Origin of the sequence: Shewanella frigidimarina (assembly GCF_003797125.1) — a bacterium.
GTDB classification, from domain to species: domain Bacteria; phylum Pseudomonadota; class Gammaproteobacteria; order Enterobacterales; family Shewanellaceae; genus Shewanella; species Shewanella frigidimarina.
This window is the reverse complement of the sequence record NZ_RKKE01000001.1, coordinates 624883-644300: the sequence shown is the minus strand read 5'-3', so window position 1 is coordinate 644300 and position 19418 is coordinate 624883. Positions and strand designations below refer to the sequence as shown.

15 protein-coding genes are annotated in these 19418 nt (G+C 42.6%); 5 read left to right on the top strand and 10 right to left on the bottom strand.

The genetic code is table 11. The features are described from left to right. Nucleotides 1-3: 3 nt before the first annotated feature. Complete coding sequence (locus EGC86_RS02830) at nt 4-1914, bottom strand: ABC transporter ATP-binding protein (protein WP_059744586.1); 1911 nt, start codon at nt 1912-1914, stop codon at nt 4-6. A 176-nt stretch (nt 1915-2090) separates the two neighbouring features. Between EGC86_RS02830 and EGC86_RS02825 the strand changes: the two genes are divergently transcribed. After that, nucleotides 2091-2288, top strand: a complete 198-nt coding sequence (locus EGC86_RS02825; RefSeq protein ID WP_059744585.1) for a YheV family putative zinc ribbon protein — start codon at nt 2091-2093, stop codon at nt 2286-2288. A gap of 36 nt (nt 2289-2324) precedes the next feature. On the opposite strand, the gene EGC86_RS02820 is transcribed toward EGC86_RS02825, so the two are convergent. From EGC86_RS02820 to sfsA, 8 genes are all read right to left on the bottom strand, one after another. Next, nucleotides 2325-2843, bottom strand: a complete 519-nt coding sequence (locus EGC86_RS02820; RefSeq protein ID WP_011638721.1) for a hypothetical protein — start codon at nt 2841-2843, stop codon at nt 2325-2327. A gap of 489 nt (nt 2844-3332) precedes the next feature. Next, nucleotides 3333-4187, bottom strand: a complete 855-nt coding sequence (panC, locus tag EGC86_RS02815; protein WP_123776562.1) for a pantoate--beta-alanine ligase — start codon at nt 4185-4187, stop codon at nt 3333-3335. A 241-nt stretch (nt 4188-4428) separates the two neighbouring features. Further along, entirely contained in the window at nt 4429-5223 is a 795-nt protein-coding gene (gene panB, locus EGC86_RS02810) for a 3-methyl-2-oxobutanoate hydroxymethyltransferase (protein ID WP_011638719.1), read from the bottom strand. A gap of 68 nt (nt 5224-5291) precedes the next feature. Continuing rightward, the gene (folK, locus tag EGC86_RS02805) at nt 5292-5777 is read right to left on the bottom strand and encodes a 2-amino-4-hydroxy-6-hydroxymethyldihydropteridine diphosphokinase (RefSeq protein ID WP_102036217.1); all 486 of its coding nucleotides are present in this window, start codon (nt 5775-5777) and stop codon (nt 5292-5294) included. Between the two features lie 5 nt (nt 5778-5782). Beyond that, nucleotides 5783-7084: a polynucleotide adenylyltransferase PcnB gene (pcnB, locus tag EGC86_RS02800; protein WP_059744576.1), complete on the bottom strand. Its 1302-nt coding sequence runs from the start codon at nt 7082-7084 to the stop codon at nt 5783-5785. 241 nt (nt 7085-7325) lie between these two features. Continuing rightward, complete coding sequence (gluQRS, locus tag EGC86_RS02795) at nt 7326-8207, bottom strand: tRNA glutamyl-Q(34) synthetase GluQRS (RefSeq protein ID WP_123776561.1); 882 nt, start codon at nt 8205-8207, stop codon at nt 7326-7328. A 140-nt stretch (nt 8208-8347) separates the two neighbouring features. After that, the gene (gene dksA, locus EGC86_RS02790) at nt 8348-8791 is read right to left on the bottom strand and encodes an RNA polymerase-binding protein DksA (protein WP_011638715.1); all 444 of its coding nucleotides are present in this window, start codon (nt 8789-8791) and stop codon (nt 8348-8350) included. Nucleotides 8792-8909: 118 nt separating this feature from the next. Continuing rightward, the gene (sfsA, locus tag EGC86_RS02785; protein WP_102036220.1) at nt 8910-9614 is read right to left on the bottom strand and encodes a DNA/RNA nuclease SfsA; all 705 of its coding nucleotides are present in this window, start codon (nt 9612-9614) and stop codon (nt 8910-8912) included. 144 nt (nt 9615-9758) lie between these two features. Between sfsA and pepB the strand changes: the two genes are divergently transcribed. Further along, entirely contained in the window at nt 9759-11033 is a 1275-nt protein-coding gene (gene pepB, locus EGC86_RS02780) for an aminopeptidase PepB (RefSeq protein ID WP_123776560.1), read from the top strand. A gap of 54 nt (nt 11034-11087) precedes the next feature. Here the strand turns inward: pepB and thpR are convergent, their stop codons facing one another. Then, a complete protein-coding gene (gene thpR / locus EGC86_RS02775) occupies nt 11088-11633 on the bottom strand; it encodes an RNA 2',3'-cyclic phosphodiesterase (RefSeq protein ID WP_165872325.1) in 546 nt (181 codons plus the stop codon). A gap of 221 nt (nt 11634-11854) precedes the next feature. Between thpR and EGC86_RS02770 the strand changes: the two genes are divergently transcribed. From EGC86_RS02770 to mrcB, 3 genes are all read left to right on the top strand, one after another. Continuing rightward, the gene (locus EGC86_RS02770; RefSeq protein WP_123776558.1) at nt 11855-14116 is read left to right on the top strand and encodes a putative bifunctional diguanylate cyclase/phosphodiesterase; all 2262 of its coding nucleotides are present in this window, start codon (nt 11855-11857) and stop codon (nt 14114-14116) included. A gap of 189 nt (nt 14117-14305) precedes the next feature. Beyond that, a complete protein-coding gene (gene hrpB / locus EGC86_RS02765) occupies nt 14306-16852 on the top strand; it encodes an ATP-dependent helicase HrpB (protein WP_123776835.1) in 2547 nt (848 codons plus the stop codon). A 68-nt stretch (nt 16853-16920) separates the two neighbouring features. Then, a complete protein-coding gene (gene mrcB / locus EGC86_RS02760) occupies nt 16921-19221 on the top strand; it encodes a penicillin-binding protein 1B (RefSeq protein ID WP_123776557.1) in 2301 nt (766 codons plus the stop codon). The last annotated feature ends 197 nt before the right edge of the window (nt 19222-19418 follow it).

The window sequence follows — 19418 nt, the reverse complement described above, 5'->3', positions numbered from 1 at the left end:
TGCTTATAGGCAATCTTGCTCAAAAATTTCGATCTGCTCTTGAATCTCTAACCAATGCATTTCACTTTCATCCATAGCTTGAGTCAGCGTAGTCCGTTCGTTGAGAACATTGGTCATTTTAGCTTTGTTCTCTGCTTCGTATAAGCTGCCATCGGCTAACTCAATTTCTAATTCGGCTAATCGGGCATTAATTTTTTGCTGTTGAGTTTCTAACTTTACTTGTTGTTTTTTCAGCGGCGATACTTTCTGACGTAATTCAGCTTCCATTCTTTTTTGCTGTTTTTTATCAACAGCATCGCTGCTAGTGCCTACATCTGTTTTGTTGTTGGCTTGTGCTAGTTTAGCGGCATCGAGCAACCATTGATGGTAGTCATCTAAGTCGCCATCAAAAGGTGTTACAACACCTTGGTCAACTAAGTAATAATCACTACAACTTAATCGTAATAGGTGACGATCGTGTGACACGATAACCATTGCGCCCTCAAAGGTTTGCAATGCCATGGTGAGTGCGTGACGCATCTCTAAATCTAAATGGTTGGTCGGTTCATCGAGTAATAGTAAATTTGGACGCTGCCAAACCACTAATGCTAATACTAGGCGGGCTTTTTCGCCGCCAGAAAACGGCCGTACTGGCGATAAGGCCATATCACCATTAAAGCCAAACCCACCTAAAAAGTTACGTAATTCTTGTTCGCGAACACTTGCTGGCGCGAGTCTAGCCAAGTGTTGCATTGGAGAATCATCAAGCGTTAAAAATTCAACTTGATGCTGAGCAAAATAACCAATATTTAATCCTGGGTTAGGTTGATACTTACCCGTTTTGGCTTGTAGTTGGCCTGATAACAGTTTGATTAGTGTCGATTTACCGGCACCATTTCTACCCAACAAACCAATACGCGCACCAGGAACGAGATTTAACTCAACCTGTTTCAGGATGGTATTATCTTCATAACCAATAGAGACATTTTCCATCACCACTAATGGGTTCGGTAGCGCTTCTGGTTCTCTAAAGGCCATTTGAAATGGATTGTCTACTTGCGATGGCAGCAACTCGGCCATGCGCTCGAGTGCTTTTAAGCGGCTTTGCGCTTGTTTAGCTTTACTGGCTTTATAGCGGAAACGATCAACAAATGACTGCATATGCGAGCGCTCTTTTTGCTGACGTTCAAAGGCGACTTGCTGCTGTGCCATGCGTTCAGCGCGTACTCGTTCAAAAGAAGAGTAATTACCTTTGTAGTAATTTAATTTGTGATTTTCAACATGAACTATTTCACCAACAATGCCATCGATAAAGTCACGATCGTGACTGATCAAAATGAGTGTCCCTTGATAAGATTTTATCCAACCTTCCAACCAATACATGGTGTCTAGGTCTAAGTGGTTGGTTGGCTCATCGAGTAACAATAAGTCTGAACGACATAATAGTGCTTGGGCTAAGTTGAGGCGCATACGCCAACCACCAGAGAAGCTTTTTACTGGGTTACTTTGGTCTGCATCTTTAAACCCTAAGCCTGCTAATAGCGCGCCTGCTCGCGCCTTAATGGCATAGCCGCCAATTGCATCAATTTTGCCATGAATAAGCGCAATGGCATTACCATTATTGTCGGTTTGTGCTTTCTCTAGCTGGGCTTCTAAATCTCGGTATTCGGTGTCACCGTCGAGAACATACTCAAGTGCCGACACATCTAATGCCGGAGTTTCCTGCGCAACAGAGGCAACTTGCCAACCTGAGGGGAAACTAAACTCACCTTTATCTAGATGTAAATGACCTAAAATCAAGGCAAGCAATGATGATTTACCTGTACCGTTGGCGCCGACAAGGCCAACCTTGTGTCCGGGATAAATCGTCAGTGAGGTTTCATCGAGTAAGGTTTTACTGCCGCGAATTAACTGAGCTTGGCTTATGTTGATCATTAATTACAACTTGATACTTAAGAATAGAATAATGGTGCAGATAATATCGCATCTACGATTTATTTCCCACAATCACGGGACTCATGTGGGCTAATCATGGCAAAATAGGCGTATAAATCAGGTAAAGACCTTATTGAGTTAACAGCTCAACCAGTAAACACTAAGTCGAGTAAATCATGACCAAAATTAAAAAGCGTTTTGTTGCAGGCGCTAAATGCCCTAAATGCAGTGCTAAAGACAGTATTTTATTGTTTAAAGAAAATGGAATTGAAACGGTTGAATGTACTGACTGTGATTACCGTGAGCAACAAACAGATATTAAAGTGCCTCAAAAAACGACTGGCAGCATGATAGGAGTGTTCAAACCGGATTAACATTGAGTGACACCTCACGCTAATGACGAGTTGAGGTTAGTTACTCATATATTCGTCTGGTGGAGTTTCTGCAGATATCTTCATTTTATGCTTAGTTAATATTTGGATAACATTAGTATTATTTTTAATGAGGTCGTTAAAGCGTGTAGTGATTTCTTGTAATTCTAGGCCATAACTTGGGTCATCTTTGGGTTTAGTTTGCCAGTAACGCTTACGATCTAATTTTTGCACTTCGCTAGCGCGTAAAATTTCGAAATAGCTGTTTTCTTGATTTAAGCGATAAATTTCACCATCAAGTAGTTGCAGTAATTCCTCTTTAGAAATGGTTTGTTTATTGAGGAGTGCTTCTAAGGGATCTTGTTTGAGCTCGCGCTTGTCAGAGTCGACCTCAGTGGTGATACCCAGTTGATATTCAATTTTATGCTGGCTATATTCTTGGGGGCAAGTTGTTTGGCTGAAAACGACTTTTTCATCCATCATGCATTTGTAAATAGTATTAGCTTGAGCAGTAAAAGCGCCCATGGCGAGTACGATGAATAACAGTCTTTTTGCCATGCGGCCACACATCCTTTTGTCATCACTATTACGATTTTGATATCAGAGGTTTACGTTTTCGACACTAGGGCCTTGTCGATGATGCATTCAACCTAACAGCTGACCACCATGTCTAGCTGTTAATAGGTAAGCAATCACCGTTTACGGATTTTGGTTACAGGTTTTTTATTGAATCTTACTAACCCACTTATTTAGCTCGTGTTTTGATGAGCTTATTTACTTAAGCAGATTAGCATATTTTAGCGCTTTGCAAGTAAGACATTCCCCATACTCGTTACCGGACATTGAATACTTCGCAATCATATTTTTGCTAACAAAATAGCAATAATTACGTCGGCAACATTGCTCTACCGATTAAATATGATTCAATTTTATCGATAAAACCAGTTTTTTGACAATGGAAATTTCAATAATAAAAAAAATCTTTGTTTTTTATTTTATTGGCTTAAGCCAAAACTGAATGATTTTTAGCTTAAGCCATCTATATGCCTAACTTGAATGACGAGAAAATGACACATTGTCAATCAAGCGCGCTTTACCGAGATACGCTGCCCCAATAACCACAAGCTCACTGTCTGCTGCTGTGACTTGACGCAATGTATTGGCATTTCTCACTTCGAGATAATCAGGAGTAAAACCAGCTGTTATCAGTAGTTTTTTGGCTGTGGTGATTGCTTGTTGTGTTGCTTCACCGCGTTGAATCGCGTTAACAATACTGTCTAATGCTTGTTTTAATGTTGCTGCTGAGTGCTTTTCTTCAATGGTTAAATAGCCATTACGAGAGCTCATCGCAAGACCCGATTGTTCTCGGATAGTTTCCACCCCTATTACATCAATCGGTATCGATAAATCTTCAACCATGGTTTTGATAATCATCAATTGTTGAAAATCTTTACGGCCAAATAAGGCAATATCAGGTTGAACAATATTAAACAGTTTGGCGACTATGGTGGCCACACCACGAAAATGACCTGGACGACTTGCACCGCATAATTCATCGCCAATTTCAGGTACTTCAATGTAGGTTTGTTGCGCCAAGCCTTTGGGATAAATGATTTCTGGTGTTGGAGTGAAGAGTATTTCTGTACCGGCAGCCATCAGCTTGTCACTATCTTGTATTAGTGTGCGTGGGTAACCGTCTAAGTCTTCATTAGCGCTAAATTGCATTGGATTAACAAAAATAGATACCACCACATGGTCTGCGCGCTTTTTAGCTTCATTCACTAAGGTGATGTGACCTTGGTGTAAATTACCCATAGTAGGCACAAAAGCAACCGTTTCGCCTTTGCTGCGCCAAGTCTTAACATGTTCGCGAATGGTTGAGATAGCGGAGGTGGTTATCATTTTCTGTTCGAACCTTAATAAAAACAATGTAGTCATTGATATAGATTTATTGATTAGCCTCAACCCTGGTAAGAGCTAGAGTAATCGATAACAACGGGTTTATTTTACATCTGCAAATCAAACTTGCCGTGTGTTGCTAACTAGGTGCATCGACTTATCAATTGTCGATAGAGTGTAAGTCAATGCAGCGTAGATAGCAGGGCAAAAGATTGTAATAAACCTTTATTATCAGAATTATATACTAATTAAAGGTATGTTCTTCAGCAGGGAATGTGCCGTTAGCAACTTCATCAATATAGGCTCTGATAGCCGAGCGAATTTCGCCGGTTTGTTTGAGGTAGTTTTTTGAAAAACGGGGAATGTAGCCACTCGAAATGCCTAATACATCATGCATAACAAGTATTTGACCATCGGTGTCAGCACCCGCGCCGATCCCAATAACTGGAATGGTTAGTGCTTCAGTAATGGCTTTAGCCAGTGGGGCTGGAATACACTCAACCACTAATAATTGCGCACCAGCAGCTTGCAATGCTTTAGCTTCATCTAGAATGCGTTGCGCGTTATCAGCATCGCGACCTTGCACTTTAAATCCGCCAAAAACGTTCACCGACTGTGGTGTTAATCCTAGGTGAGCACAAACTGGAATACCACGTTCGGTTAACATTTTTACGCTTTCAAGTAACCAATGTCCGCCTTCTAATTTGACCATGCTGGCACCTGCCTGCATTAATATTGCCGCGTTATTCATGGTTTGCTCTGGGGTGCTATAACTCATAAACGGCATGTCTGCGATGAGTAATGCGCGCGCAACACCACGTTTAACACAAGCAGTATGGTAAGCTATATCGGCAATGGTTACTGGTAGGGTATCGTTATGGCCTTGAAGCACCATACCGAGTGAATCACCCACTAAAAGTACATCCACACCTTCACTGTCAAATGCGCCGGCAAAACTAGCGTCATAAGCCGTTAATGCGGTGAACTTTTTACCTTCTTGTTTGAACTTGATCAGGGTCGAACTGGTGACTTTTGACATAGTAGACTCTTAAAACAATATTGAAATACTAAAAGCTGAGCTTAATGTTCTGTCTGTTAAGATCAACTTTAATCGATAAGCTTTTGCAATTCATCACGCATTGCCACTCTAATAAGGCTTTCAAGGCTTGTATTACAGGGTAATATTAGCGCTGGTGCAATGTCTGCTAATGGAACTAACACAAAACTGCGTTGCTTCATGCCGTAATGAGGCACACAAAGACGAGATTCGTTGATGTGTTGTTGACCATAGAGTAACAAATCTAAATCTAAGGTACGAGGTCCCCAATGTTCAAGCCGTACACGCCCTTGTTGTTGCTCAATCTCTTGTAAAGCATCGAGTAACTCAATGGGCTTTAGCGAGGTTTGAAACCCCGCGACAGCATTGACATAATCTGGCTGAATAACATCACCCATGGGCTTGGAACCATAATAAGCTGACACTGTAAAAGTGTTGTTTATTGCCAATGCTTTTAGCGCCAATACCGCAACATCGAGTTGTTGTATTGGTTCGGCTAAATTAGCGCCTATGGCGACATAAACTTGGACCGCCATGATTGTTATTCTTCCGCAGGCTTGGCTGCTGGTTTACGGCGACGTTTACGCTGTGGTGCATTTCTGTTGCGACTATTACTGCCTTTGATGCTTTTAGCGATATCGCTACGGTCAGTTTCATCGGCTTCTACAAATGCCTTCCACCACTCAGCTATTTTGGCAATATTACCCATTTCAACTTCACCGCGCAGTAGCAGTAAATCATAAGCAGCTCTGAACTTAGGATGCTCTAGCAGTTTAAATGCTCGAGTGCCTTGACCACGTTCTAATCGTAACTGCAATTGCCAAATGTCGCGTGCAGGAGTGCTAAATCGGCGTGGTAAACTAATTGTTAGGCACTGTTTTTCAAGCACATCACCCATTGCAGCAACATATGCATCGTAATGAGTTAAGCCGCTTTCAATGGCAATATCATCAGCTCGTTGCTTAACGGGATACCATAAGATTGCCGCAAAGAAAAATGCCGGAGTCACGGTTTTATCTTCGCTAACACGAATATCGGTATTACGCATAACGACTTGCAGCATTTTAGCGGCATGCCCTTTAGGCGACTCTTCAATTAATGCACCCACTTGTGGGAACAAGGGCGCGAATAAACCAAAACGTTGCATCATGTGGTAATTGGCTTCTGCCTTACCAGCAAAAAACAGTTTTAATACTTCTTCATACATGCGCGCAGCAGGAATATCGGCTAGCAATGGAGCAAGGGCTTTGATGGGATCCGCTGTCACTGCATCGATTTGCATATCAAGTTTCGTTGCAAAACGAACTGCACGAAGCATACGCACTGGATCTTCACGGTAACGCGTATCTGGATCGCCAATAAGCTTAATCGTTCTAGCATTGAGATCGTTTATTCCACCACCATAGCTGCGAATAGAGTAATCACTGATGTCGTAGTAGAGCGCGTTAATGGTGAAATCACGGCGTTCAGCATCTTCATCAATCTCACCGTAGACGTTATCGCGTAATAGACGACCTTCAGCGTTGGATTTGGACACTTTATCATTGCTTTCACTGTGGTGACCGCGGAAAGTGGCAACCTCAATGACATCACGACCAAACACGATATGCGCCAGTCTAAAACGACGGCCGACTAGGCGACAATTGCGAAATAACTTTTTAATGTCATCTGGGGTGGCATTGGTAACAACGTCAAAATCTTTCGGTTCAAGACCTAATAGAATGTCACGTACTCCACCACCGACTAAATAAGCTTTGTAGCCTGATTTATTAAGGCGATAAAGGACTTTTAGTGCATTTTCACTAATTTGACGACGTGAAATTGAGTGACCATCTCTGGAGATAATATCCAGACGTAAGCCATCTTCTTGAATCGGTTCTTCAAGGACTGGAGCTACTTTGTTGTTTTCAAATAGCTGTTTACAGAATTGGCTAATACGGCGAAAAATAATACACCTCGGAATGCTATAATAATTTGATTAAAAATCTGGCGGGTATAATACATTAAATGTGACTGAATGAGTATACGTGCAGTTGCGCTAAAAAGGGCTTAATGCAATAACTTATGTCGGTTAATGACGATACCTAGTCGTTTATTGTCGATAAGACAATTTCTTTTTGTGCTGGAATCGTGCTTAGGTCAAATTGTTCAACAGCCTGCTTTAGCATCACCTCTACTGAATCTACATCGACAGCTTTTTGGCCTAAAAAGGTAAGCGCGGCATTAATACTGGCTTGAGGGTGAATAACATCGATAGCTGGAGCATAATTTTGCTTGGATAATTTAAAGCCTTTCTCGGCACAAACTAACGGCAAATGTAGCCAATCAGGTAGCGTAAATTCCAATTGGGTAAACAAACTTATTTGTCGACAACTGGCTTCAAGTAAATCACAACCTCTGACCACTTCAGTTATGCCTTGATACGCATCGTCCAGTACAACGGCGAGTTGGTAAGCATACAAACCATCACTGCGTTTAATAATAAAGTCTTCTTCGGCGAAAGCTTTATCAACCACCACCGGGCCTTGAAGTTTATCAACAAAATGATCAACTTTAACGTGATTACGAATTCGAATTGCACCGTGTGTCAGTCTAGGCTGAAGTCGGCCACAACGGCCTTCATACACGCCGCCACTGGTTTGGATTATTTTACGTGTGCATTGGCAATAATAAGCAAGATCACTGGCGATAAACGCTTCAATTTGGTCTTGATAAACCTGATATCGTTGCTGTTGAAATAGTACGGTTCCATGCCAACGTAAGCCGTAGGCATCGAGTGTTCTAAGGATATTATCGCTTGCACCGGGGACTTCGCGTGGCGGGTCGATATCTTCTATGCGGACAAGCCATTGGCCTTGCTGACTGTGCGCGCGAAGATAACTGCCTAATGCTGCAACGAGTGAGCCAAAATGCAGTGAACCTGATGGTGAGGGCGCAAAACGTCCGATATAGGATGGGGGAATCATGTTATAGCGTTGTTTGTCGTTAACATCGTATTGTTATTATCGTCAGTTAATGTGACAACACAATAGCCTTGTTAATTTGTTAGTGGGTAAATAAAGTAAAATAAAAAGGGCGAGATAATCTCGCCCTAATCAATAACGGGTTAACCCGCCATTTGTTTTTCTTTTATTTCAGCTAACGTTTTACAATCGATACATTGATCGGCTGTAGGGCGAGCTTCAAGTCGACGGATACCAATTTCTACACCACATGAGAAGCAGAAACCAAAATCATCTTCTTTGATCAACTGTAAAGTCTTTTCAATCTTTTTGATCAATTTACGTTCTCTGTCACGAGCGCGTAATTCTAAGCTGAATTCTTCTTCTTGTGCTGCACGGTCGACAGGATCAGGAAAGTTTGCAGCTTCATCTTGCATGTGAGTTAACGTACGGTCGACTTCTTCACGCAATTGGTTACGCCATGCTTCGAGGATCAATGTAAAGTGACCACGTTGCTTGGTATTCATATACTCTTCACCAGCCGATTCCTGGTAAGGATCTACTCCAGCGATAGCGAGTACGCCAAGTTTTTTCGTGCCTTGAGGCATAACGCATCTCCTGTAATCATTTGCGTTTTAAGGACGTCTTAAATTTATGGCCGCTATCTATACCAGAAACTCTATAGCGTGGCAAATTTTTTACCTGTTATTTAATTTTTATTTTGATCTACAGCATGACTTTACAAGCTGAAGTGATCAGGCTTCCCTGTGGCGAAAGCGCTGTTTTATAAGCTAGCACTTCAACGCCATTTGCTACGGCTTGTTCAAGTAAGTCTGCGTAATGTGGATCTATGTGTCGCGCGGGTTTAACACTCGTGATGCCACTGTGCTGCACCACAAATAATAAAACCGCGCGATGGCCTAATTCCACCATGTGGATTAATTCTCGCAGATGCTTCTGTCCACGCGTGGTTACAGCATCTGGGAAGTAACCTATTTGATCTTCTAGCAAAGTACAGCTCTTCACTTCAATATAGCACTCAGGTCGGTTTTGGCTAGTGAGCAAGATATCGATGCGGCTATTTTCACTGCCGTACTTCACTTCACGTTTTAAATGCTCGTAACCTAACAGTTCGGTAATCACTTGCCGATTAATCGCTTCTTCTGCAAGAGCATTGGCTCGTCCGGTATTAATCCCGATATAATGCTGCTGATCTGTCTGCATTAGTTCCCATGTGTGGGCATATTTTCGTTTTGGATTGTCGGAGGTGGAAAACCACACCTTTTCACCAGGGAATAAGCAATTTTTCATTGAACCAGTATTTGGGCAATGAATAGTGATTTCTTGCCCGTTAGGTAGCATGATATCGGCAAGAAAGCGTTTGTATCGTTTAATTAATACACCGGACTCTAATTCGGGAGTAAATTTCATCGATGACTCATCTAATGAGTTGATTTACAACAATGCTAACAAACTTTAGCTTGGTTTATCGATTATGTTTTGTCTACACTACTGCCATTAGCTCGTGATTAAGCTCGAGCATTGGTGTTATTTGGCTTACTACAAGGGATTATTATGAATATTATGACCGTTACGCTCACCACCGAAGCCCCTGCAGAACATTGGGGTAAAGCTGATGTGACTTACCAAGGTACTAAGGCAACAATCCATCTATCGGGTAGCGATGAACTGCGTCAAGTACAGATGGCGGCAAGAAAAATCCGCAATCAAGGCATTAATTATGTGCAGCTGGACGGCGGCTTATGGACCCTGAATTCACAGTGGGCATTTGCACAAGGTTTTGCCACGGCTAAAGCAGGATACCAAGTGGATTGGTGTGGTAGTGACTCCGATAAAGAGACGTTGAATCAACGTGCTGTAGCGGCCCAGTTTGCTCGTAAATTGATTAATGATACTCCTGAAGATTTATCGCCATTATCGTTAGCTAATCAAGCGGCGTCTTGGTTAAAAAATATTGGTGGTGACCATGTCAGTTTTAACATTATTGAAGGCCATGAATTATTAGAAAAAAAATGGGTCGGAATTCATGCTGTTGGTCGTGGTAGTGAACGTCCTCCTGCATTGTTAGAGCTTGATTTTAATCCGTTAGGTGCAGATGCTCCTGTCTCTGTTGCCTTAGTGGGCAAAGGCATAACGTTTGACTCAGGCGGCTATAGCTTGAAGTCGTCAGAAGGCATGTTAGCGATGAAGTGTGACATGGGCGGAGCTGCCACGGTTACTGCTGCATTAGGATTAGCCATGAAGGCTGGTTTGAACAAACGCGTTAAGCTATTTTTGTGTTGTGCAGAAAACTTAGTTAGTGGTAATGCTTTCAAACTCGGTGATGTTCTAACCTACAAAAATGGCACCACGGTTGAAATCGTTAATACTGATGCTGAAGGACGTTTAGTGCTAGCTGATGGTTTACAAGCTGCATCAGAAACGGGCGCAGGCTTAATTATTGATGCTGCAACGTTAACTGGTGCCGCAGTGATGGCAGTGGGCTCAAACTACAACGCCATTTTTTCACCACAAAAGGCGACATTACAGCTTGCCCAACAATGTGCTGAAGCCGTTTCTGAAAACGTTTGGCCATTGCCGTTGGATGCTTGGCATAAAGATATGTGTCCATCAGCTTATGCTGATACTGCAAACAGTCGACCAGTTAAAGGTGGCGGTGCTGGTGGTGCATCAAATGCGGCCGGTTTCTTATGGCGTTTTGTTTCACCAAAAGCGAATTGGTTACACGTTGATCTTGCTGGAGCTTTTGAATCATCAGCGTCGGCGTTATGGGCCGCTGGTGCGACAACGCATGGCGTATTGACGATTGCTGAGTTATTAAAAGACTAGCCATCAGGTGCCAGTATCATAAAACCGTCGCTCACATTCTGTGGTGACGGTTTTTTATTTTTGCAGTAATGGCCAACTTTCTAATATCGTGTAGTTAACGTTATTGTGGCGGCTAGTCGATTGATATAAGTGCAAATGGCTTGGTGCGATAATGAGCTGAGTGTCCTTTACCTCGGTTGGTAAAGAAGCTGTTGTCACCCCACGAAATAGACTAATGTGCGGAACATAATCGTATTGACTGACGGCAAGATGATGAGTTTTTGCAATGTTCTTAATGTCATTTGCCATAGTGTTTAATGATGCACTCGCTTGTCCTTTTAAACAGATTAATTGTGCTGTTTGCCACCAAGCGAAGGTGTCGATAATTTGGCTGAAAGTTGTTTTAGGCATCTGATTTATTGCTTCACGGATTTTTGAACAAGTGGTCGGATCTATTTGGCCGAAAAAGCCTAATGTTATGTGTAAGTTGTGTGCTAAAGTGGCTACTGAATTTGTATTTATTTTAGTTATAAGTGTTTGTTGTAGATGTAATATTTTATCTATTTGTGGTTTGTCTAAGCTAAAGCCGACAAATAATCTTGCTGACGAAGGTGTTTGCATCTGGTTGGCCCTATTATTTATTGAGCTGAAACATAAACGTTGATAGATTAACAATGCTACTAATTTTAAAAACATATCGTGGTTTCAGTTAACTATATAATCAATATTGTGCTTATAGTTAGTGCTTATAGTTAGTGCTTATAGTTAGCGATATGGCATCCACAAGATAACTGATTTTATTCCCAAGCAAATTGAATTGCTAACCTTGAATGAGTTGATGAATGGCCGATAGCACCCAGCAACTATTGAAAAGTGTTTTTACAAATGGACCTATTGAGGGTAATGATACTTCGGTGTTATCACTGCTTAATCAAGCATTAGAATTAGTCTGTCAAAGGCTAGAATGCAGCGCTGCATTTGTGTTGACTAGTCAATATGATAAATTATTTGCCTTTGATACTGATATTATCGACACTTCAGAGCAACAATGTGTCAGTCATTTTGGTGCTTCACCTGCATCAGAAGCGCTGTTTAACCAGCATTTACAAGATAATTTGTCACTGTGCGAATCATTATTTAACAGCCATCAATCAATCATTTATCCCCATTCCCCAGAGCAATCATTTACCGCTGATGAAAATCGACTCCTTACACCGCTTTTAGACATCTTTAATCAACTCGATATTGATTGTAAGCATCTTGCTCTGAGTCCTGTTTTGCACGTTGGTAATGTCAAAGTTGTTTTAGGCACTATGTGTGCATCCGATGCTAATCCCGTTGTGAGTCAGCAAGACGATCCTTGTGCGTTTGTGCAAAAGTTACTCGATGACACCGCATACCAATTAGCCTCTTCACTTGAACTTCGTCGTTTATCCGTACTTTTAGACAGTAAAGATAAACAGTATCAAGAGCTTTTTCAGTTACTGCCGATGCCATGTGCGCTGATTGATTTACACAATAATGTTGTATTACAAAATGATGCGAGTAAACAAAATTTGCCCATTACAGTCGGGCAGAGTTTATTTACGTTGTTACGAGAAGAAGATCATCCCTTGTTACTCGATACCTTACATATCGTTCGAGAAGGTATTTTACGCCAAGCCTGGTGTGAAGTACCGTTACGAAATGGGGTTCAAATTTACTGGTATAAATTCAGCTTTTGTCATGCGCTTAATAAGCAGCAACAGTTATTGTTAATGATTGAAGATGTCACCGAGCGTTATCGACTTGCCGATGAGTTATCGTTTCATTCAAATTATGATGTGCTAACCGGATTACCAAATCGATTGCAGTTCGAAAACATGCTTGAAGAGTTATTAAAAGATGAAGAGCATATACCTGCTTGTATTGCCTTTCTCGATCTCGATCAATTTCAAGTGGTAAATGATCTTAGCGGCCATCAAGCGGGTGATGTGTTGCTGCAACAAGTGGCTGTGCGATTAAAACAATTATTACGAAAAGACGATGTGGTTGCGCGTTTAGGCGGCGATGAGTTTGGCTTATTGATGCACTATTCAGATACCGCATCGGCGCAACAAGTGGCAAAAAGAATTTGCCAACAGTTGTTTGATCATGAATTTACTTGGAAAGGTATCAAGCACAATATTAGTGCCAGTATTGGTATTGCCAAAGTCGATTATGTTGACTCAGATATTTACGGCGTGATGAGTAAAGCTGATGCCGCTTGCCGCCTGGCCAAAGAAGAAGGCCGTAACCGTTGGCATTTTTATAATCCTGACGATCCACAAATGCACATGATGTATAACCAAATGTTGGCATCTGTGGATATTACAGGCGCACTGGCGTTAAATCAGTTTGAGTTATTTTATCAATTAATCGAGCCGCTCGATAAACCCGACACTGGTATCCACATGGAAATTCTACTTCGCATGGTACAAAGCGATGGCCAGTATGTATCGCCAGGGGTGTTTTTACCTGCCGCTGAGCGTTACAACTTAGCGCCTCGAGTAGACCGTTGGGTTATCGATAATTTATTGAAGTGGGGTGGTAATAATTTAGCCATATGGGAACAGCTTTCAATGGTGTCAGTGAATTTGTCTGCGATGTCACTTGCCGACAATAAGTTCATGACTTGGCTCGAAATGCGCTTAATGGTTGAACCTGAGCTGGTGAGTAAATTATGTTTTGAAATTACCGAAACCGCAGCGGTAAGCCAATTAGACCAAGCTACTGGGTTAATTGAGTTGTTACGGCCATTTGGTTGTAAGATTGCATTAGATGATTTTGGTTCTGGCTTTTCCAGCTTTGCGTATTTAAAGTGTCTTGATGTCGATTACGTTAAAATTGACGGCCAATTTGTGGTGAATTTATGCGAAAACCGCAGTGATAAAGCTATTGTTTCGGCGATATGTCAGCTCGGTAAAGACATGGGTTTTGAAGTTATCGCAGAGTTTGTTGAAAACACCGACATTGGTGTATATCTGAAAAATATTGGTGTCGATTATGCGCAAGGCTATGCCATTAATAAACCGACACGATTAGCTGAATTACAACACGGTTTACGGACTCCTTGGTTAACATAAGTTGAGTGAGTAAAGTAACTCAATAACTGAGAGCGGTTAATTGCTTTGTTAAAAAGGTAGTGAAATAGACAGTGAAATAGGCAATTAATGACACCTTGATACAATGTGGGTAAAATGAGCCGCAGAAAATAGCCGTAAAAGTTAATCGCGTTGACCTCAAAACAAGTTTTGCAGCAGCACCCATCATTGATGACCACGACATTGCCGATTCACGCGGTACTCGACTCGTTGCGTGTGCAGCTTTCGGCCCATTCACACATTATTATCGAAGCGCCAACCGGTGCAGGTAAATCCACAGCATTACCATTAGCGATGTTAGCCTGGCCCGAAATTCGTGGCAAAATTCTGATGTTAGAACCCCGTCGAGTCGCCGCCCGCAATGTCGCCAAGTTTATTGCCCAACAATTGGGCCAAAATGTTGGCCAGCAAGTGGGTTATCGTGTTCGCGGTGAGTCAAAAGTCAGTGCAGATACTCGATTAGAAATTGTCACCGAAGGTATTCTGACCCGAATGATCCAACAAGACCCAGAGCTTAGTGGGATTGATGTGATTATTTTTGATGAAATACATGAGCGTCATCTTACGACTGATTTAGGCTTGGCTTTAGCACTGGAAGTGCAGCAATCATTACGTGACGATTTACACATTATTGCTATGTCTGCCACCTTGTCTGGCTTACCGCTAGACACGTTAATGCCCGATGCTGCGCAAATACACAGTGATGGCCGCAGTTTTGAGGTTGAGATTGCTTATCAGCCTTGCCCTGGGCAACAGTTGTGGCTAACACACATGTCCCGCGTGATTATCGATACCATTTCAGATCCCAATCTAGCGCAATATCAACAGGGCAGCCTTTTGGCGTTTTTACCCGGTAAAGGTGAAATTCGTAAATTAGCTGGATTATTGCGTGAGCGTTTAGATGCATCATGGCTTATTTGTCCTATGTATGGCGACTTGTCGTCAGCGGAGCAAGATCAAGCCATTCGTGCAGCAGAACCGGGTAAACGTAAAATCGTCCTCGCGACTAACGTGGCTGAATCGAGTTTAACGATTGAAGGCATCACCCTTGTTATAGACAGCGGTTATCGACGTGAAGCGAGTTTTAACCCTAAAACCGGCGTGACACGCTTAGGGCTTAAGCGCATTAGCCAGGCATCGGCTATTCAGCGTAGTGGCCGAGCTGGGCGCTTAGCAGCGGGTTATTGTGTGCGTTTGTGGAGCCAAGAAGAGCAAGGGCGAATGCGTAAAGTCGATGAGCCTGAAATTACGCAAGCAGAACTGACTTCGATGGCTCTTGATTGTGCTAATTGGGGCGCTAAATCATTTGCTGAATTATCATTGCTCACACCACCACCGCAGATCCATGAACAAGTCGCTTGGCGATTACTTATTCAACTGGAATTAATCAACCAGCAACATAAGTTAACGCCACTTGGCCGAGAGGCTTATGCATTAGGTTGCCATCCACGCTTAGCGCATATGCTGCTTAAAGCTAAGCAACTTGCCTTGCACGACAATCAGCCGCAACTTTGCCTGCTGGCTTGCGTATTAGCAGGCATTATTGAAGCCCGTGGACTACCGAAAAAAGGCGCTGATATTCATCATTATTTGACCGAGGCTTTGCAGGGGCAGATTAAACAGCAAGTAAGGCAATGGCAACAATCTTTGGCGATATCGGGACAGGTCAATGAAGCAATACGTAATGCTTCTACTCGTGATATTAGTTATTTGTTAGCACTTGCTTACCCTGATCGTATTGCCAAAGCCCGTGGTCATGAAGGCTTTTTGTTAAGTAATGGTACGGGGGTGATGATCAATGCCGAAGACAGTTTGGCTCATGAACCTTGGTTAGTGGTTGCTGACTTTCAAGAGATGCAAGGTCGTAATGCTGGTCAAATTTACCTTGCGGCAAGGTTAGATGAACGCTTGTTTACTGCAGAACTTGCCTCGTTAGTAACTACTCATGTTCACGGTGGTTGGGATGAAGCAAAAGGGCGTTTCTTTGCTGAAAAACACACCAAAATCGGTGAGGTTATCATTAAAGTCGACACCGGTATTACACCTGAACGAGCACACATTACCGCCGCATTAGTAGCGCAAATCCGTATAAAAGGGTTAACAATCCTTAATCGTGATGATCTGTTAATCCAGTTACAATATCGGGTTGAATTAGCTCGATACTTTGCGCCAGAGCATGATTGGCCTTGTTTAAGCGATGAGTACTTGCTGGCTACATTAGAAGATTGGCTTGGGCCGCATTTAGACAACATTCGTTCATTGGCCGCATTGTCTAAAGTAGGCGCGTATGGATTGGTGAAAAATTTACTCAATTGGCAACAGCAACAGCTATTAGATCAATTAGTGCCAACACATTGGCCGATGGCTACAGGCACTCGTGCCCCCATCCGTTACCAGATGCCACTTGATACAGACGGACATTTTTATCATAACAACGAACAGCAAGGCCGTGCGTTGCTTAGTGTACGATTACAAGAAGCATTAGGAATGGCGCAAAGCCCGACAATATTACACGGCAAAATGACGGTTACTATGGAGTTGTTGTCGCCAGCACAACGACCATTAGCCGCCACGGCAGATTTAGCCAGCTTTTGGCAAGGGCCATATATTGATGTAAAAAAAGAAATGCGCGGTCGTTATCCTAGGCATTTATGGCCTGATGACCCAGTGAACACTGTGGCAACAAAATTTACTAAAAAGAAAACTCCAGGCGTGTAAATAAGCCATCGAGCTTATTCATAACATGCAATTATTTCAGCGTTATATGGAAAACGAAACCATTATTTATGACTAAAAAAACCAAAAAGTCTTCAGCCAACACAAAAAAAAGTGGCTCATCTTGGTGGCAAAAACTGTGGTCGCTCACATGGAAATTATCAATCGTTGGTATCGCGGTTGTGAGCTTTTATGCGATTTATTTAGACCAAATTATTGCGCAGAAATTTGAAGGCCAAAAGTGGCATTTACCTGCCCAGGTGTTTAGTCGTTCAATGGCATTATACCCAGGGGCTGCGGTAAACCATCCGCAGTTAATGGCTGAGCTTAAGTTACTCGGTTATCGTAAAGTGTCTAATCCACGACAAGTTGGCGAATTTTCTGCTTCAAGTACTCGTATCGAATTATGGCGTCGACCATTTTTGCATCCTGAAGGCAATCAAGCCGAGCAACGAGTGATGATTAGTTTTGACTCTGAAGGCGTTAGCTCAGTTAAGCGGATGTCAGATAAACGGGAATTGGCGGTATTTCATTTAGAACCGGTATTACTTGACCGTATTATTGCCGGCGATGGCGAAGACCGTTTATTTGTGCGAACGCCAGAGATGCCTTCGATGATCATCGATGCACTTATTTTGGTTGAAGACCGCAGCTTTTATGATCACTTTGGGGTTAACCCATTGGCGATTGCACGCGCTGCCGTAGTCAACATTACTGCTGGTCGGACGGTACAAGGTGGTTCAACCTTAACCCAGCAGTTAGCCAAAAACTTCTTTTTAAGCAGTGAACGTTCAATTGTGCGTAAAGTGCGTGAAGCGATAATGGCATTGATTATCGATTTTCGTTATAGCAAAGATGAAATTCTAGAAGCTTATCTCAATGAAGTGTATATGGGTCAAGACAAGGCGCGTGGTGTACATGGTATGGGGTTAGCGTCACAATTCTATTTTGGTCGTCCCATTGGTGAGTTGACCGTGTCGCAACAAGCCTTTTTAGTTGCGGTCATTAAAGGACCTTCTTATTACAACCCGTGGCGTTATCCGGAGCGAGCTCAAGAGCGCCGTGATTTAGTGTTACGTTTGCTTATGGAAAACGATAAATTAACCGTTGCCCAATATAAGGCTGCAGCAGAGTCACCTATCGGTTTACGCAGTGCTAAAAAATCAGTACATCAGAAGTTACCAGCGTTTTTTGCTGTGGTAAAACAAGAGTTGCGCGACCGATATGGCGATTCGTTACTGAAGCAGTCGGGCGTAAAAGTGTATACCACACTCGATCCAATGGCCCAAGAAGCCGCAGAAAAAGCTGTGTTGTCCACGATGGCATCACTTGATAAACGGGCTAAAAACGTTCAAGTCGGCATGGTTGTTACTGACAAATATACCGGCGGCATTGCTGCGATGGTGGGTGATAAACAACCGAGTTATGAAGGGTTTAACCGTGCCGTTGAAATTAGACGTCCAATTGGGTCGTTAATCAAACCATTCGTGTATGCCAGTGCATTACGCCAAGCAGATAGATTTACTCTAGCCACTCCCGTAGAGGACAAACCGATCACCCTTAAAAATGAGCAAGGGAAAACATGGTCACCTAAAAACGTTGATAAAAAGTTCAGTGGTCAAGTGCCTTTGTTAAACGCATTTAAAGATTCAATGAACGTTCCAACGGTTAACGTTGGTTTGGCTGTCGGCGTTGAAAAGGTTGCTGCCACATTGAAAAAATCGGGTTGGGAGGATGATATATCCCCTTATCCATCGATGTTGTTGGGTGCGGTGAATGGCTCACCATTAATGGTGGCTCAAGTTTATCAAACCATTGCTGATGAAGGACGCTATCGTAAGTTATCATCAATTACCGCGGTATTAGACAGTCAAAACCAAGCGTTGGAGGTGAGTCGGGTGCCATCGTCGATGGCGATCGATCCTGCAACCGATTACTTAGTTCAATATGCAATGAACCAGGTAGTACGTAATGGTACTGCTAAGCGTTTAGGCGTAGCATTTCCTGGGGTTCGTCTAGCGGGTAAAACCGGCACCAGTAACGATAGTCGTGACTCGTGGTTTGCTGGATTTGATGAACGTAACGTAGCGGCTATTTGGGTCGGTCAAGACGATAACAGTAAAACGGGCCTGTATGGCAGCAGCGGCGCAATGGCAGTGTATCAAGCCTTTTTACATCAACGTCCACCGCTCAGTTTACGTATGATGCCGGTTAATGGCGTAATTAATGGCTATTTTGATCGTACAACGGGTGTGGCGAAGAAAGGTAATTGTGACAATATTATCGGTCTACCGGCATTAGACGCAAGCTATCATCCGGTAGCCAATTGTGGTGAGTCATTATCTTGGTGGCAGAAGCTGGTGGGAGAGTAACGCGTTAGCTTAACCATTATGTAGTTGCCAACAATAAGCCCAAAGTAAGTGATTACTTTGGGCTTATTGTTTCATCTCATCAGTATAATAAACGTTTTTAAACAATTCATTGTCCCACAAACTATGCAACATAAGGCTGGCCGTTGACGCTGCGAGTGATAAGAAACTATTCCTTGGTCGTCACTAAAATGGCTGTG

Excerpts from the sequence above, each read along its gene's own strand:
- panB (WP_011638719.1), bottom strand. The coding sequence starts at position 5,223 with ATGTCAAAAGTCACCAGTTCGACCCTGATCAAGTTCAAACAAGAAGGT.
- EGC86_RS02830 (WP_059744586.1), bottom strand. The coding sequence starts at position 1,914 with ATGATCAACATAAGCCAAGCTCAGTTAATTCGCGGCAGTAAAACCTTA.
- gluQRS (WP_123776561.1), bottom strand. The coding sequence starts at position 8,207 with ATGATTCCCCCATCCTATATCGGACGTTTTGCGCCCTCACCATCAGGT.
- thpR (WP_165872325.1), bottom strand. The coding sequence starts at position 11,633 with ATGCAAACACCTTCGTCAGCAAGATTATTTGTCGGCTTTAGCTTAGAC.
- EGC86_RS02825 (WP_059744585.1), top strand. The coding sequence starts at position 2,091 with ATGACCAAAATTAAAAAGCGTTTTGTTGCAGGCGCTAAATGCCCTAAA.
- EGC86_RS02770 (WP_123776558.1), top strand. The coding sequence starts at position 11,855 with ATGGCCGATAGCACCCAGCAACTATTGAAAAGTGTTTTTACAAATGGA.
- dksA (WP_011638715.1), bottom strand. The coding sequence starts at position 8,791 with ATGCCTCAAGGCACGAAAAAACTTGGCGTACTCGCTATCGCTGGAGTA.
- hrpB (WP_123776835.1), top strand. The coding sequence starts at position 14,306 with ATGACCACGACATTGCCGATTCACGCGGTACTCGACTCGTTGCGTGTG.
- pepB (WP_123776560.1), top strand. The coding sequence starts at position 9,759 with ATGAATATTATGACCGTTACGCTCACCACCGAAGCCCCTGCAGAACAT.
- panC (WP_123776562.1), bottom strand. The coding sequence starts at position 4,187 with ATGATAACCACCTCCGCTATCTCAACCATTCGCGAACATGTTAAGACT.
- EGC86_RS02820 (WP_011638721.1), bottom strand. The coding sequence starts at position 2,843 with ATGGCAAAAAGACTGTTATTCATCGTACTCGCCATGGGCGCTTTTACT.
- folK (WP_102036217.1), bottom strand. The coding sequence starts at position 5,777 with ATGGCGGTCCAAGTTTATGTCGCCATAGGCGCTAATTTAGCCGAACCA.
- mrcB (WP_123776557.1), top strand. The coding sequence starts at position 16,921 with ATGACTAAAAAAACCAAAAAGTCTTCAGCCAACACAAAAAAAAGTGGC.
- sfsA (WP_102036220.1), bottom strand. The coding sequence starts at position 9,614 with ATGAAATTTACTCCCGAATTAGAGTCCGGTGTATTAATTAAACGATAC.